The sequence below is a fragment of the Pseudomonas sp. genome, from assembly GCF_049301935.1.
Classification (GTDB): domain Bacteria; phylum Pseudomonadota; class Gammaproteobacteria; order Pseudomonadales; family Pseudomonadaceae; genus Aquipseudomonas.
Genome location: NZ_JBAQLP010000096.1, coordinates 1 through 14,783, shown reverse-complemented (window position 1 = coordinate 14,783; position 14,783 = coordinate 1). Strand labels below are relative to the sequence as shown.

The 14,783-nt window shown below is 63.1% G+C and carries 14 protein-coding genes; 10 read left to right on the top strand and 4 right to left on the bottom strand.

The window, feature by feature from the left end:
• Nucleotides 1-6: 6 nt before the first annotated feature.
• The 5 genes from WA145_RS12800 (at nucleotide 7) to WA145_RS12780 (ending at nucleotide 5,134) form a co-directional block, all read left to right on the top strand.
• Nucleotides 7-984 carry a Bug family tripartite tricarboxylate transporter substrate binding protein gene (locus tag WA145_RS12800; RefSeq protein ID WP_422581940.1) on the top strand — a complete coding sequence of 326 codons (978 nt, stop codon included), beginning with the start codon at nucleotides 7-9 and terminating at the stop codon, nucleotides 982-984.
• A gap of 138 nt (nucleotides 985-1,122) precedes the next feature.
• Nucleotides 1,123-1,566, top strand: a complete 444-nt coding sequence (locus WA145_RS12795; protein WP_422581939.1) for a tripartite tricarboxylate transporter TctB family protein — start codon at nucleotides 1,123-1,125, stop codon at nucleotides 1,564-1,566.
• Nucleotides 1,567-1,568: 2 nt separating this feature from the next.
• A complete protein-coding gene (locus WA145_RS12790; protein ID WP_422581938.1) occupies nucleotides 1,569-3,095 on the top strand; it encodes a tripartite tricarboxylate transporter permease in 1,527 nt (508 codons plus the stop codon).
• Nucleotides 3,079-4,119: an AbrB family transcriptional regulator gene (locus WA145_RS12785; RefSeq protein ID WP_422581954.1), complete on the top strand. Its 1,041-nt coding sequence runs from the start codon at nucleotides 3,079-3,081 to the stop codon at nucleotides 4,117-4,119. The genes WA145_RS12790 and WA145_RS12785 overlap by 17 nt, the downstream gene beginning before the upstream one ends.
• A gap of 148 nt (nucleotides 4,120-4,267) precedes the next feature.
• Nucleotides 4,268-5,134, top strand: coding sequence for a DUF6279 family lipoprotein (locus WA145_RS12780; protein ID WP_422581937.1), 867 nt, complete (start codon nucleotides 4,268-4,270; stop codon nucleotides 5,132-5,134).
• Here WA145_RS12780 and ung read toward each other — a convergent pair.
• The 4 genes from ung to WA145_RS12760 all read right to left on the bottom strand — a co-directional run bounded on the left by ung (nucleotide 5,131) and on the right by WA145_RS12760 (nucleotide 8,694).
• A complete protein-coding gene (gene ung / locus WA145_RS12775; protein WP_422581936.1) occupies nucleotides 5,131-5,826 on the bottom strand; it encodes a uracil-DNA glycosylase in 696 nt (231 codons plus the stop codon). The genes WA145_RS12780 and ung overlap by 4 nt on opposite strands.
• A 202-nt stretch (nucleotides 5,827-6,028) precedes the next feature.
• Complete coding sequence (locus WA145_RS12770) at nucleotides 6,029-7,267, bottom strand: AMP-binding protein (protein WP_422581935.1); 1,239 nt, start codon at nucleotides 7,265-7,267, stop codon at nucleotides 6,029-6,031.
• A 37-nt stretch (nucleotides 7,268-7,304) separates the two neighbouring features.
• On the bottom strand, nucleotides 7,305-7,682 hold the full coding sequence (pyp, locus tag WA145_RS12765; RefSeq protein ID WP_422581934.1) for a photoactive yellow protein: 378 nt from the start codon (nucleotides 7,680-7,682) through the stop codon (nucleotides 7,305-7,307).
• A gap of 130 nt (nucleotides 7,683-7,812) precedes the next feature.
• Nucleotides 7,813-8,694 (bottom strand): AraC family ligand binding domain-containing protein, encoded by an 882-nt coding sequence (locus tag WA145_RS12760; protein WP_422581933.1) that lies wholly within the window; start codon nucleotides 8,692-8,694, stop codon nucleotides 7,813-7,815.
• A gap of 146 nt (nucleotides 8,695-8,840) precedes the next feature.
• On the opposite strand from WA145_RS12760, the gene WA145_RS12755 reads away from it, so the two are divergent.
• The 5 genes from WA145_RS12755 (at nucleotide 8,841) to mmsB (ending at nucleotide 14,688) form a co-directional block, all read left to right on the top strand.
• The gene (locus WA145_RS12755) at nucleotides 8,841-10,334 is read left to right on the top strand and encodes a CoA-acylating methylmalonate-semialdehyde dehydrogenase (RefSeq protein WP_422581932.1); all 1,494 of its coding nucleotides are present in this window, start codon (nucleotides 8,841-8,843) and stop codon (nucleotides 10,332-10,334) included.
• A 73-nt stretch (nucleotides 10,335-10,407) separates the two neighbouring features.
• Nucleotides 10,408-11,574: an isobutyryl-CoA dehydrogenase gene (locus WA145_RS12750; protein WP_422581931.1), complete on the top strand. Its 1,167-nt coding sequence runs from the start codon at nucleotides 10,408-10,410 to the stop codon at nucleotides 11,572-11,574.
• 116 nt (nucleotides 11,575-11,690) lie between these two features.
• Nucleotides 11,691-12,509, top strand: a complete 819-nt coding sequence (locus WA145_RS12745; protein ID WP_422581930.1) for an enoyl-CoA hydratase — start codon at nucleotides 11,691-11,693, stop codon at nucleotides 12,507-12,509.
• Nucleotides 12,510-12,529: 20 nt separating this feature from the next.
• A complete protein-coding gene (locus WA145_RS12740; RefSeq protein WP_422581929.1) occupies nucleotides 12,530-13,633 on the top strand; it encodes an enoyl-CoA hydratase/isomerase family protein in 1,104 nt (367 codons plus the stop codon).
• A gap of 155 nt (nucleotides 13,634-13,788) precedes the next feature.
• Entirely contained in the window at nucleotides 13,789-14,688 is a 900-nt protein-coding gene (mmsB, locus tag WA145_RS12735; protein ID WP_422581953.1) for a 3-hydroxyisobutyrate dehydrogenase, read from the top strand.
• Nucleotides 14,689-14,783: the final 95 nt, after the last annotated feature.

Here is a 14,783-nt window from a genome sequence, read left to right as displayed (position 1 = left end):
CACACCATGAAAACTGCCTTTACCCGCATCGCCCTGGCCACTGCCTGCATGGCCTTCGCCGGCCAACTGCTGGCTGCCGAACCCAAGCGCCCGGAATGTATCGCTCCGGCCAAGCCCGGCGGCGGTTTCGACCTGACCTGCAAACTGGCGCAGAGCGGCCTGAAAGACAGTGGCCTGCTGAAAGCGCCGATGCGCGTCACCTATATGCCCGGTGGTGTCGGTGCGGTGGCCTACAACGCCGTGATCGCCCAGCGTGCCGATGACCCGGGCACCATCACCGCGTTCTCCAGCGGCTCCCTGCTCAACCTGGCGCAAGGCAAGTTCGGCCGTTACGACGAAACCGGCGTGCGCTGGCTGGCCGCGGTCGGCACCGACTATGGTGCGATCACCGTGCGCGCCGACTCGCCCTACCAGAACCTCGACGACCTGGTGCAAGCGCTGAAGAAGGACCCCTCGAGCATCGTCTTCGGGGCCGGCGCCACCATCGGCGGCCAGGACTGGATGCAGACCGCGCTGATCGCCCGCCTGGCCGGCATCGACCCGAAAAACCTGCGTTACGTGGCCTTCGAAGGCGGCGGCGAAACCCTCACCGCCATGCTCGGCGGCCATGTGCAGGTCACCTCCAGCGGCCTGGGCGAAGTCACCCCGCAGCTGGCGGCGAAGAAAGTGCGCATCCTCGCCGTGCTCTCCGATGAACGCCTGCCGGGCAAACTGGCCGACATTCCCACCGCCAAGGAACAGGGCTACGACATCGTCTGGCCGGTAATCCGTGGCTTCTACATGGGCCCAGAGGTCAGCGACGAGCAGTACAACTGGTGGAAACAGCAGTTCGACAGCCTGCTCGCCCGTGAAGACTTCGCCACCCTGCGTGAACAGCGCGACCTGCTGCCACTGTCGGTCACTGGCGACGAGCTGAAAGCCTTGGTCTTCAAGCAAGTTGAGGAATACAAGGCATTGGCTGGCGAATTTGGCCTGGTGCAATAAGCCGCCACGCCGCAATTCGTAGGATGGGTTAGCCGCGCAGCGGCGTAACCCATGCTGTGACGCCCCATGGGTATCGCTGCGCTCAACCCATCCTACGGTTCCACGGTCTTTCCCTGACCCTCGATTAGGTAATCCGCCATGTACGTTCGCCTGTTCGCCGCGAGCTGGCTGCTGTTTTGCGCCGTGCTCGCCGTCATCGCCTGGGGCTTCCAGGCCCCCTTCGCCTATGACCCAGTCGGCCCGCGCGCCTATCCGCTGCTGCTGCTCAGTCTGATGGCCGCCGGCAGCCTGTGGCTGCTGTTCAAGCCCGGCCTGCTGGCGCAGACACTGAATACCCGCGCCGCCCTGCGCGCCACCCTGTGCGTACTGACGCTGCTGGCCTATGCCCTGCTGTTCGAAGCGCTCGGCTTCGTCATCAGCACCACGCTGGCCACCTTCGCCCTGGGCCTGCTGTTTACCGGTCGCCCGCTGCCCTGCGCCATCAGCGCCGTACTGATGGGCGTGCTGCTGTATGGCCTGTTTGATTACCTGCTGGATGTGCCGCTGCCCCTCGGCCTGTTCGAAGCCTTCGTGGAGAGCTGAAAATGGAAACCCTGAATTTCTTGATGCAAGGCTTCGAAGTCGCCACCCGACCGGAAAACCTGCTGGTGGCGCTGTTCGGTGCCTTTGTCGGCACCATAGTCGGGCTGCTGCCGGGCCTGGGCCCAATCAATGGCGTGGCGCTGCTGCTGCCGTTGGCCTTCGCCCTCGGTCTGTCACCAGAAACCGCGCTGATCCTGCTCGCCGCCGTGTACCTGGGCTGTGAATACGGCGGACGTATCTCGGCGATTCTGCTTAACGTACCGGGCGACGCCGCGGCGGTGATGACCACCCTCGACGGCTACCCGCTAGCGCGTCAGGGCAAGGCCGGGATCGCCCTGTCGCTGTCGGCGGTCAGCTCGTTTATCGGCAGCATGATCGCCACCTGCGGCGTGGTGCTGTTCGCGCCAATCCTGGCGAAATGGGCGGTGGCCTTTGGCCCGGCTGAATATTTTGTACTGATGATTTTCGCCATCGCCTGCCTGGGCGGCATGGTCGGCGACAAACCGGTGAAAACCCTGATGGCCGCCTTGATCGGCCTGGCCCTGGCCACCGTTGGCGTGGATTCGACCACCGGGGTGTATCGCTTCACCTTCGGCAGCGTCAGCCTGTCCGACGGTATCCAGTTCGTCATCGTGGTAATCGGCTTCTTCAGCGTCAGTGAAGTGCTGCTGATGCTGGAAAAAACCCACAACGGCCAGAAAGCCGTGAAGGCCAGCGGCCGCCTGCTGTTCAACTTCAAAGAGTTCTGCTTCACCTTCTGGACCATGGTGCGCAGCGCTGTGGCCGGCTTCGTCATCGGCGTACTGCCGGGTGCCGGCGCGACCATCGCCAGCGCCATGACCTATATGACGGAAAAGCGCATGGCCGGCAGCAACGGCACGTTCGGCGACGGCGACCTGCGCGGTCTGGCCGCACCGGAAGCGGCGAACAACGCCTCGGCCTGCGGCTCGCTGATCCCCATGCTGACCCTCGGTGTACCGGGTTCGGGCACCACCGCAGTGATGATCGGCGCGCTGACGCTTTACAACATCACTCCAGGCCCGCTGCTATTCGAACAGCAACCGGACGTGGTCTGGGGCCTGATTGCTTCGCTGTTTATCGGCAACGTGATCCTGCTGGTGATGAACATTCCGCTGGTTGGCCTGTTCGCCCGCATGCTCAGCGTACCCAACTGGGTGCTGGTGCCAGCGATCACCGTGATCAGCATGGTCGGCGTCTACGCGGTGCACAGCACGGTATTCGATCTGGTGCTGATGATTGGCCTGGGTGTGTTCGGTTATATCCTGCGCAAGCTGGACTTCCCACTCTCGGCGCTGATCCTCGGCTTCGTCCTCGGCGAGCTGATGGAAGACAACCTGCGCCGCGCCCTGTCGATCTCCGCCGGCGAGCTGAGCATCCTCTGGAACAGCCCGATCAGCCTGTGCCTGTGGGCACTCACCGCGCTGATGCTGGCCCTGCCAGGCCTACGCTGGTGGCGTGCGCGCCGTGCGGCGCAACTGGCCAATGCCGCCAATGCCGCCAACGCCTAAGTTGTTTGCGCTCACCGGCTGGCAAGGCTGGTGGGCCACGCCCCTGGTCGGCCTGTTAGGCGGCTATCTGGCCAGCCTGATCGGCTGGCCTTTGCCGTGGATCATCGGCGCACTGCTGGCGGTAATCGCCGCCCGCTGCAGCGGCTGGCTGCTCACCGAGCCGCCCGGCGGACGCAAGACCGGCCAGTGGCTGGTATCCAGCGCCATCGGCCTGCACTTCACCAGTGAAGTATTCGGCCAACTGCTCAGCCACTTCGGCATCATCCTGCTCGGCGCCCTGCTCACCCTGCTGCTGAGCCTGATCGGCATTATCGTGCTGCGCCGCGCCGGCCTCGATCGCGCCACCGCGTTCTTCGCCAGCATGCCGGGCGGTGCCAGCGAGATGGTCAACCTGGCCCAGCGGCACCACGCCGAAACCGCCAAGGTGGCGGCGGCCCATAGCTTGCGTCTGCTGCTGGTGGTGTTGCTGGTTCCGGCGATCTTCACCTGGAGCCTGCCGCCCATCGCACCGCCCCCGCCTGCGCTAACAAGCTGGCCCTGGCTGGCGGTGTTGCTACCGGCTGGCGCGCTACTGGCTTGGTTATGGGGACGCTTGGGCCAACCCAACCCCTGGATGCTCGGCCCGCTGAGCGTTTGTGCGGTGGCCAGCGTGAGCTTCGATCTGCACCTGGGCTTGCCCGATGGCCTCGGCCAAGTCGGTCAATGGCTGATCGGCTGCGCCCTGGGTTGTCACTTCGACCGACATTTCTTTCGCAGCGCGCCGGGGTTTCTCGCGCGTATCCTGCTGTTCTGCCTGCTTGCCATGCTCGCCGCCGCAGCACTGGGCCAAGGCCTTGGCTGGCTGGCCGGGGAAAACCAGAATGCGCTGATGCTCGGCATGATGCCCGGCGGTATCACCGAACTGTGCCTGACCGCCGAGGCCCTGCAGCTCTCGGTGGCACTGGTCACCGCCCTGCAGGTGTTGCGCTTGTTTCTGGTGATGTTTCTCGCCGAGCCCTTGTTCAGGCTCTGGCAGCGCAGCTGAAAGCTGCTTTAACGACCACGTTTAGCCCGCCTTGAGCGGGCTCTTTTTTGCCTGCAACGCAGCAGTTTTTGTTTAACAGATATGTCCGCGGCCACTCAGGCGCAGGCCACGGCGGTACTCTCAGGCCTTCATCACCGAGGCATCCTCCATGAGCGTATTGCGCTGGCCCGCCGTGAAAACCCTGCTGCTAATGCTCTGCCTGAGCCTGCTGGTTACTGCCTGCAGCCGCGCCGGCCTGGCGTATCGCAATCTGGACTGGCTGGTGCCCTGGCGGCTGAACGACTACCTGAACCTCGACAGTCAGCAGCAGGCCTGGCTCAAACCCCGTTTGCAAACCCACTTGCAATGGCATTGCAGCGCCGAGCTGCCGCGCTATATCGATTGGCTACACACCACCGAAAGTATCCTCACCCAGCCGCAACCGAATAGCGCTCAGCTGCTTGAGCAATTCGCCCAGTTCGATGCTGCGCTCAAGCGCATCGGCGTCGAGATCACCCCCACCGCCATCGAGCTACTGCAGGGCCTGAGCGAGCAACAAGTCAGCGAACTCTACACAGCGCTGGACGAAGACAATCTGGAAGATCGCCAGGACTTTCTCGACCCACCCCTGGCCACCCAGATCAGCGAACGCCAGACACGTATGCAGGAACGCCTGCGGCCCTGGCTCGGTCGCCTGAACACGGCCCAGACGGAACATATCGCCGCCTGGGCCAATAATCTTGGCGAGCAGAACCGCCTCTGGCTGGAGAATCGACAACGCTGGCAAGCCGAGCTGCGCCAGGTAGTTGCCGAGCGGGGCAGCGCCGACTTTGCCGAGCGACTAACCCCTCTGCTGCAGCAACGCGAACGCTTCTACAGCGACGAGTACCGCGCCAGTTATGGCCGCTCACGCCAGGCGCTGGCCAGGCTGTTCAGCCAGCTGCTGAGCAGCAGCGATAAAGCCCAACGCGAGCGCCTGGCGCATCGCCTGCGTGACCTACGCCGCGATCTGGCCGAGCAGCAGTGCAGCGTTTAAGCAGTCTCGGGCAAACGCCAGTCGATCGGGCTTAGCCCATGCTGCTGGAGAAACTTGTTGGTACGGCTGAAATGGCCGTTGCCGATAAAGCCACGGTGCGCTGACAGCGGCGAAGGGTGCACCGACTTCAGCACCAGGTGCTTGCTGACATCGATGAGTTTTTCCTTGCTCTGCGCATGGGCGCCCCAGAGCAGAAACACCAGGCGCTCCTGCTGCTGACTGACCACCTCAATCACCTTGTCGGTAAAGGTCTGCCAGCCGATCTTGGCGTGGGAGCCGGCAATACCGTGCTCCACCGTCAGTGAGGTGTTAAGCAGCAACACCCCCTGCTCGGCCCAATGCTGCAGGTTGCCGTGGTCGGGAATATCGATATTCAGGTCGCGCTTGAGCTCTTTATAGATATTCACCAGCGACGGCGGCGTCTTCACCCCAGGCTGCACCGAGAAGCACAAACCATGGGCCTGCCCTGGGCCGTGGTAAGGGTCCTGGCCGATCACCACCACCTTGGTCTGCGCCAGCGGCGTGGAATTGAGCGCATTGAAAATCAGTGAACCAGGCGGATAAATCTGCTTGCCTGCGGCCTTCTCGCCACGCAGAAAATCCCCCAGCTCACGCATATAGGGCTTCTCGAACTCCTCATGCAGCGCAGCTTTCCAGCCGGCTTCGAGTTTGACGTTATCGGCGGCGCTCATGCCTGATTCCTGCTTATTTCAACGAAGACGGCACGCTAAGGAAGGTGCTGGGCCAAGTCAAGGCTGGCGGCGCGTGGCCGCGTAGGTTGTGGTTGAGCGCAGCGAAGCCCAACAATAGGGCTGCCCGGACTTGTGAAATAAACCAGAGACAGGCCACGATTAATGCTCCCGAAAACCGGGGTCTGCCCCCTATTTTTGTGCCCTATAGGGGCCAGTCGCTTTCCTTGCCTAATGCGCTGTGCGGCAGTGTTGTACCGAAAGTAAAGACTTTCGGTCGCTCCGCCGCGGTCAGATTGGCCGCGCACCATGCCTGCAGAAATGCCGCAAGGGCTGCGCTGTCATCCTGGCCAACGGCGGGCACGATAAAGGCTTTCAGGCGTTCGCCTTCACCAGGCGACATCAGCCGAACGGCCGCCGCGGCAACCTCGGGCAGGCTCTGCAGGCGCTCGCTGATGCTGGCCGGAAACACATTGATTCCGCCCACCTGTACAGCCTTGTCGCGACGGCCTAGGGGGCGAAAAGAGCTCTGATCCAGCCACTGCAGTTGATCGTTCAGTTGATAGTCAACGCCGCTGACGCATTCGCTCAGGGTGTCGGCATGACTGCCTCGCCGCCAGCGCGGAAGCAGCTTGAAGGGCGCCTCGGGATCGCTGCGCAGGCCGATCCCAGCGGTCTCGCTTGAGCCGTATACCTCGATCATGCGTTCCAGGCCCTGCTGTTGCAGTTGGCGAATGATTGCGGGGTCACAGGGGCCGGTGGAGGTAATGGCAGTAACCCCCGGTGCCAAGCTGACGCCCTGGCGACTCAGTTGGCCCCAGATAAACGGAAAGCCGATCAGCACATCGCCCGCCTGCAACTTGCGCTGGTTGATCAGTGCCATTGCCTGCGGGCCTCGTATAACCGGCAGTTGCAACCGCAGGGTCAGCAGTACGCTGAAGATAAAGCCATAAATATGGTGGCACGGGCTGAGCGCGATAACACGCTGCGCCGGCTGCTCAGCGCCCGGGCCTAGGCACTCGGCAAAAAAATCTGCCTCGTTGAGCAGGGCATTCCACTGCTGCAGGCATTGTTTGGGTATGCCCGTGCTGCCGGATGTGGCAAAGGTAATGTTCTCGGTGCCGCGCAAACGTGCGTTTACAACCAGCTCTGCCCACTCGCCAAGGGTCTTGAAGCGCAGCAGGTAATCCTCAAGGCCGCTGTCATAGATGTTGAAGAAGGTGGCGACGCGGGTCGCCAGACTAAGCAGCTCCAGGGAGTCTGCGCCTATGGCGATCGGCTGCTGCTCAGACGCTTCATGTACTTCGCCGAGCAGAGTCGATGCCTCCCAGCGCTCGCTACCTGTCTGGTGTGCAGACAGATGGCGCAGGGTTTTGAGTTCATCAGCGAGTAGCGACACGATCACGGCCAGGATGCTGGCCTGATCTAGTGCAGGTCGGTTCACGCTGATCTCTGCAGGTTGCTGAGCCATGGCCAGTGCATCAGAGGCGCTTGACGAAGACCCAGTAGGTGTCGCCGGTCAGGGCCTTCTTCATATGCACTTTTACTTTGGTGGGCTTCATTTGATAGTCAAAGACATATTCGAACATCGTGTTGAGGTTGCCACTTTTCACGCCTTCGGCGAAACGGCCCTGGAACTCAGGGCGGTTGGTGCAAGGCGCCACATCACGGAAAAAGCTCTTGCCAATTACTTCGCTCGGCTTGCGGCCGGTGATGTCACCTTCAGCGGCGTTGTACTGCAGGATTTTTCCGGAGGCATCGAGCTGAATGGCGCCGAACGCCACCTTGTCGAGTTGCCCGGCGGTCATCTTGGCAAGGGTGTTTTCAATGTCGTTTGATCCGAAACTGACTAATTCCATGACGTATTACCTCTAAGGCTGCGCGGTGACTAACTTGTACATCATGATATATATGTACAAGTCCTGCAAAGCAATGCCCACCCCTACTTTTGTATGCACTCGATGACCGCTGCCCCTAGAAATCTCTAATTTAGCCCTGATGCAGCGCCCGGTAATGACTCGGCGCCATGCCCACCACTTTGCGAAATAGCCGCGAGAAGTAATACACATCCTCATAGCCCAGCTGCTCGGCGACTTGGCGGATGCCCTGTTCGCCCTCATCGAGCAGGCGGCAGGCGTGGGCCATTTTCAGTTGGATAAAGTCCTGAATCGGCGCATGGCCGGTCAGGGCGCGGTAGGTCTTGGCGAAGTGAAAGCGCGACAGCTTGAACTGTGCGGCCAGCTCATCGAGGTTTAGCGAGTCATGCAAATGGGCGCGCATCACCGCCTGCACCGCGTCCACATCCAGCACCCGTCCGGACTTCAAGGTGGTGCGCGCCGGCAGCACGGCCAGGGAGGTGAGCAGCACCTGCAACTGATGCGCGGCATGAACGAAATGCGCCAGGTTCAAACCCTGCTTGCGCAGGTTAAGCAAGGCGTCGAACTCGGCCAACAGGCGCGGCTGCACGCCGATGCGCCACAGCGGCCCCTGGCCCAGGGGTTTGAGAAAGTCCGCGACTAGCTCGCCATCAAAATGCACCCAGTACAGGGTCCAGGGCTTGTCCACGTCCGCGCCGTAGGCGTGCGTCACGCCCTTTGGTAACAGCAGCAGATCGCCACCACTGACAGCTAATCGTCCATCATCTGTTTCCAGCCAACCCTGCCCGGCACGGCAGTAGATCAGCAAATGATCCTCCGGTTGTGGGCGGTGCATGCGATGGCCCTGGGCCTGCGGGTAGAAGCCCAGAGCCAGCGGATAGCAGCCCTGCGCCAGTGGGCTGCGGGCGAGCAGACGGCGCAGCCTGGGCGGCGTAATAAAGCGTACGCCGTTGGCCGGCAGTGGCCAGTTGGAGGTGTCGACCTGCGCGTTCATGGGCATCCTGGCTACTGGTTCAATCCCAAGATAGTCCATCTACAGGCCAAGATCGTCAATCCACAAAGCCGAGCAAGGCAGCTATAACACTGACAAAACAACAATCGGACCGCAGAACCTGTTGGCGGTCCAGCGTGGAGGAAACAATGGCCAAGGCAATCCCGCAGTTGATCGACGGTGAATGGCGCGAAAGCCGCACCCGCGAATTTATCGAAGTCACCGACCCGGCCACCCAGGAAGTGCTGGCCCTGGCGCCCAAGGCCACCGCCGAGGAAATCGAAGCGGCGATTGCCAGTGCCAAGGCCACCTTCCTGACCTGGCGCGAAGTGCCGGTATCGGATCGGGCGCGGCTGATGCTGCGTTACCAGCACCTGCTCAAGGAACACCACGACGAGCTGGCGGAAATCCTCTCGGGCGAAACCGGCAAAACCCTGGCCGACGCCAAGGGTGATGTCTGGCGCGGTATCGAGGTGGTCGAGCAGGCCTGCAATATCGCCAGCCTGATGATGGGCGAGACCATGGAAAACGTCGCCCGCGACATCGACACCGCCAGCTGGATTCAGCCGCTGGGGGTGTGCGTCGGCGTCACCCCGTTCAACTTCCCGGCGATGATTCCGCTGTGGATGTTTCCCCTGGCCATCGCCGCCGGCAACACCTTTATTCTCAAGCCCTCGGAACAGGACCCGCTGACCCCCAACCGCCTGGCCGAACTGTTTATCGAGGCCGGCGCGCCCAAGGGCGTGTTGCAGGTGCTGCACGGCGGCCGCGAGGTGGTCGACAGCCTGCTCACCCACCCGGATATCCGCGCCATCTCCTTCGTCGGCTCGGTGCCGGTGGGCCAGCATATCTACCGCACCGGCACCGCTCACCTGAAGCGCGTGCAGGCCTTCGCCGGGGCGAAGAACCATATGGTGATCATGCCCGACGCCAACAAGCAGCAGGTGCTGAGCAATCTGGTCGGCGCCAGTTGCGGTGCGGCCGGGCAGCGCTGCATGGCGATCAGCGTGGCGGTGTTTGTCGGCGAATCGAAGCAGTGGATCGACGAGTTGGCCGCGCAGATGGCCGAGCTGCAGCCTGGCTACTGGACCGATGGCCACGCCGCCTTCGGCCCGCTGATCAGCCAGCAGGCCAAGCAACGCGTGCTACGCCTGATCGCCGAGGGCAAGGCCGAAGGCGCCGAATGCTTGCTGGACGGCTCGCACTGCGCGGTCGAGGGCTACCCCAACGGCAACTGGATCGGCGCCACGCTGTTTCGCGGCGTGACGACCAAGATGAGCCTGTACCGCGAGGAAATCTTCGGCCCGGTGCTGGTATGCATGGAGGTCGATACCCTGGAAGAAGCTATCTCACTGGTCAACGCCAGCCCCTACGGCAACGGCACCTCGATCTTCACCCGCTCCGGCGGTGCGGCGCGGCATTATCAGCACGCGGTGGAAGTCGGCCAGGTCGGCATCAACGTACCGGTACCGGTGCCGCTGCCGTTCTTCTCCTTTACTGGCTGGAAGGGTTCGTTCTACGGTGACCTGCACGCCTACGGCAAACAGGGTGTGCGCTTCTTCAGCGAAACCAAGACGGTGACCAGCCGCTGGTTTGATGAGGACTCGGTGGCCGGCACCAATATGACCATCCAGCTTAAATAAGCGTACGCCAGGCCGGTCACGAGTCGGCCTGGCTTTAACTGCCGGGGATTACCCACCCCGCTAAGGATCACTGATGGATTTCGAACTGACTGAAGAACAACGCCTGCTGGTCGACAGCGCCCGCGCCTTTGCCGCCAGGGAACTAGCGCCGCATGCCGCTGACTGGGACCGCGACCACCACTTCCCGGTGGATGTGATCAAACGCGCCGCCGAGCAGGGCTACCTGGCACTCTATATAAAGGAAGAGGATGGCGGCCTGGGCCTGTCACGCCTGTCCGCCTCGTTGATTTTCGAACAGCTGTCGGCCGGTTGCATCGCCACCACGGCCTTTCTGACCATCCACAATATGGCCAGCTGGATGCTCGCCTCCTTCGCCGATCAGGCGCTGAAAGATACCTGGCTGCCGCGCCTGGTTAGCGGTGAACTGCTGGCCTCTTACTGCCTGACCGAGCCGGACGCCGGCTCCGACGCCGCGCACCTGCGCACCCGCGCCAAGCGCGATGGCGACGACTATGTGCTGGACGGCAGCAAGTGCTTTATCTCTGGCGCCGGCTCAACCGACGTGCTGATCGTGATGGCGCGCACTGGAGAAGACAGCGGCGCCAAGGGTGTCTCCTGCTTCCTGGTGCCGGCCGATGCCCCCGGCGTGAAGTACGGGCGCAATGAATTGAAGATGGGCTGGCGCGCCCAGCCGACCCGCACCATCAGCTTCGAGGGCGTGCGCATTCCCGCCGGCAACCGCATCGGGCCGGAAGGCCAGGGCTTTGTCTACGCGATGAAGGGCCTGGACGGCGGACGGATCAATATCGCCAGCTGCTCGCTGGGTGCGGCGCAGGCCGCGCTGGAGCAGTCGCTGCGCTATGTCGAGGAACGCAAGCAGTTCGGCAAGCCGCTGAGCGACTTCCAGTCCCTGCAATTCAAGCTCGCCGACATGCTCACCGACCTGACTGCCAGCCGGCAGATGGTGCGCCTGGCCGCGCACAAACTGGATCATGGCCACAGCGAAGCCAGCCTGTATTGCGCCATGGCCAAGCGTTTCGCCACCGATCACTGCTTCAACCTGTGCAATGAGGCGTTGCAGCTGCATGGCGGCTACGGTTACCTCAACGACTACCCGCTGGAGCGCTGGGTGCGCGACAGCCGCGTGCACCAGATACTGGAAGGCACCAACGAGATCATGCGGGTGATCATCGCCCGCCGCCTGCTGGATCAGGGCGGCATGCTGGATCGCTTGCTGTAGCTTTTAATTCCCTCCCCCCTCGGGGAGAGGGTTAGGAAGAGGGTCGGCGTCGCCCGCAGCCCTCTCCCCCAACCCCTCTCCCAAAGGGCGAGGGGAGCAACCTGACGAGGACCGTTATGAGCCACGCCATCGAAGCCTACCACCCGGGCGTATTCGACCTGACCCACAAGCTCACCGTGGAAAAACACGGCCACACTGCGCTAATTACCATCAACCAGCCGCCGGCCAATACCTGGGACCGCGACTCGCTGATTGGCCTCAAGCTGCTGGTCGAGCACCTCAACCGTGACGATGACATCTACGCCCTGGTGATCACCGGTCAGGGCGGCAAGTTCTTCAGCGCCGGCGCCGACCTCAAGCTGTTCGCCGATGGCGACAAGGCCCGCGCCCGCGAGATGGCGCGGCGCTTTGGCGAGGCCTTCGAGGCGCTGCGGGATTTCCGCGGGGTGTCGATTGCCGCGATCAACGGCTACGCCATGGGCGGCGGCCTGGAATGCGCGCTGGCCTGCGATATCCGCATCGCCGAACGCCAGGCGCAACTGGCCCTGCCGGAAGCCACCGTGGGCCTGCTGCCCTGCGCCGGCGGCACCCAGCACCTGAGCTGGCTGGTCGGCGAAGGCTGGGCCAAGCGGATGATTCTCTGCGGCGAGCGTATCGATGCGGAAACCGCCCTGCGCATCGGCCTGGTCGAGCAGGTGGTGGACAGCGGCGAGGCCCGTGGCCACGCTCTGCTCCTGGCAGCAAAAGTCGCGCGGCAAAGCCCGGTGGCGGTGCGCACCATCAAACCGCTGATCCAGGGTGCCCGCGAACGCAGCCCGAATACCTGGCTAAGCGAAGAACGCGAGCGTTTTGTCGACCTGTTCGACGCCGACGACACCCGCGAAGGGGTCAACGCCTTCCTGGAAAAACGCGACCCGCAATGGCGCAATAAATAATCCGCAGGGTGACAACCACGATGAACGTGCAATTCGAAGAACGCCCGGCCCAACATGGCATGCGCATCGGCATCGCCAGCCTGGATGCCGAAAAGAGCCTCAACGCCCTGTCGCTGCCGATGATCGAAGCGCTGGACGCCAAGCTCAAGGCCTGGGCGGACGACCCGGGTATCGCCTGTGTGCTGCTGCGCGGTAACGGCCCCAAGGCCTTCTGCGCCGGCGGCGACGTGGTGCAGCTTGTTCAACAATGCCGCGAACACCCGGGTGAAATCCCGCCCCTGGCGCGGCGCTTCTTTGCCGACGAATACCGCCTCGACCAACGCATCCACACCTACCCGAAACCTTTTATCTGCTGGGCCCACGGCCATGTGCTGGGCGGCGGCATGGGCCTGATGCAGGGCGCAAGCATCCGCATCGTCACTCCCAGCAGCCGCCTGGGCATGCCGGAAATCAATATCGGCCTGTACCCGGATGTCGGCGGCAGCTGGTTCCTCGCCCGCCTGCCGGGCAAGCTCGGCCTGTTTCTCGGCCTGACCGCCAGCAGCATCAACGCCCGCGACGCCCTGGATCTGGACCTGGCCGACCGTGTGCTGCTCGACAGCCAGCAGGATGACCTGCTCACAGGCCTGACCCAGCTCAACTGGCAGGAGCAGAGCGCGCAGCAACTGCACAGTTTGCTCAAGGCCCTGGAAAACCAGGCCCTCGCCGAGCTGCCGGAAGCCCAGTGGCTGCCGCGCCGCGCACGCATCGATGAGCTACTCGATACTGCCGACCTGCCCCACGCCTGGCACGCCATCAGCGCCTTGCACAACGACAGCGACTTGCTGCTGGCGCGCGCCGCCAAGACCCTGGCCGGCGGCTGCCCGCTGACCGGACACCTGGTGTGGGAACAGATCAAGCGCGCCAAACAGCTGTCCCTGGCCGAGGTGTTCCGCATGGAATACGCCATCAGCCTGAACTGCTGCCGCCATCCGGAGTTCCCCGAAGGCGTGCGCTCGCGGCTGATCGACAAGGACCACGCGCCACGCTGGCACTGGCCGGATGTGGCAAGCATTCCACAGCAGGTGATCGATGCGCACTTCGTCCCGGCGTGGGATGGCGCACATCCGCTAGCGAATCTGTAACAGGCTGTAGGGTGGGTTAGGCGCGTGGTACGAAGATCGGCCACACGCGCTTATTAATCGCGCCGTAACCCACCAACACGCCCCATCAAGCAGCATGGGTATCGCTACGCTCAACCCATCCCACGCCCCGCACACAACCCAGTGGGACGCCCCAGATAAGGAGCCTAACAATGACCACAATCGCTTTTATCGGCCTCGGCCATATGGGCCTGCCGATGGCGCGCAACCTGCTCAAGGCCGGCTTTACCCTGAAGGTCTTCGACCTGGTACAAGCCGCCATTGACGAACTGACCCGTGAAGGCGCGCTACCCGCCAGCAGCGCCCTGGATGCGGTACAGGATGCCGATGTGCTGGTCAGCATGCTGCCCGCCAGCCGGCATGTCGAAGGCCTGTATCTGGGTGACAACGGTCTATTGGCCGCGCTCAAGCCCGGCAGCCTGGTGCTGGAATGCTCGACCATCGCCCCGGAATCCGCGCGCAAGGTGCATCAGGCGGCCGCCGCATGCGGTATCGAAATGCTCGACGCCCCGGTCTCCGGCGGCACCGCCGGCGCGGCAGCCGGCACCCTGACCTTTATGATCGGCGGCGCTGCAAAAACACTGGCAAAGGCCCAACCGATCTTCCAGGCCATGGGCAAAAATATCTTCCACGCCGGCCCCGACGGCGCCGGCCAGGTGGCCAAGGTGTGCAACAACCAGGTGCTGGCGGTGCAGATGATCGCCACCGCCGAAGCCATGGCCATGGGCGTGGCCAATGGTCTTGAGCCGGCGGTGCTGGCCGAGATCATGCGCCAAAGCTCGGGCGGCAACTGGACGCTGGAGAAGTACAACCCCTGGCCCGGGGTGATGGAAAACGCCCCAGCTTCCAAGGGCTACAGCGGCGGCTTTATGGCCGAGCTGATGGCCAAGGACCTGGGCCTGGCCCAGGAAACCGCCCAGGCCAGCGGCAGCAGCACGCCGATGGGCGCGCTGGCGTTGCAGCTGTATCGCTTGCTGCTCAAACAGGGCAAGGGCAAGCAGGACTTCTCGGTGGTGCAGCAGCTGTTTGTCGAGTAACCGCGGCCTTAGTCGCCCGGAGGCAATCCGGGCTAGGCTGCTGGGTTACGCCGTAGGATGGGTGATAACCCATCAACCGATTGATGGGTTATCAC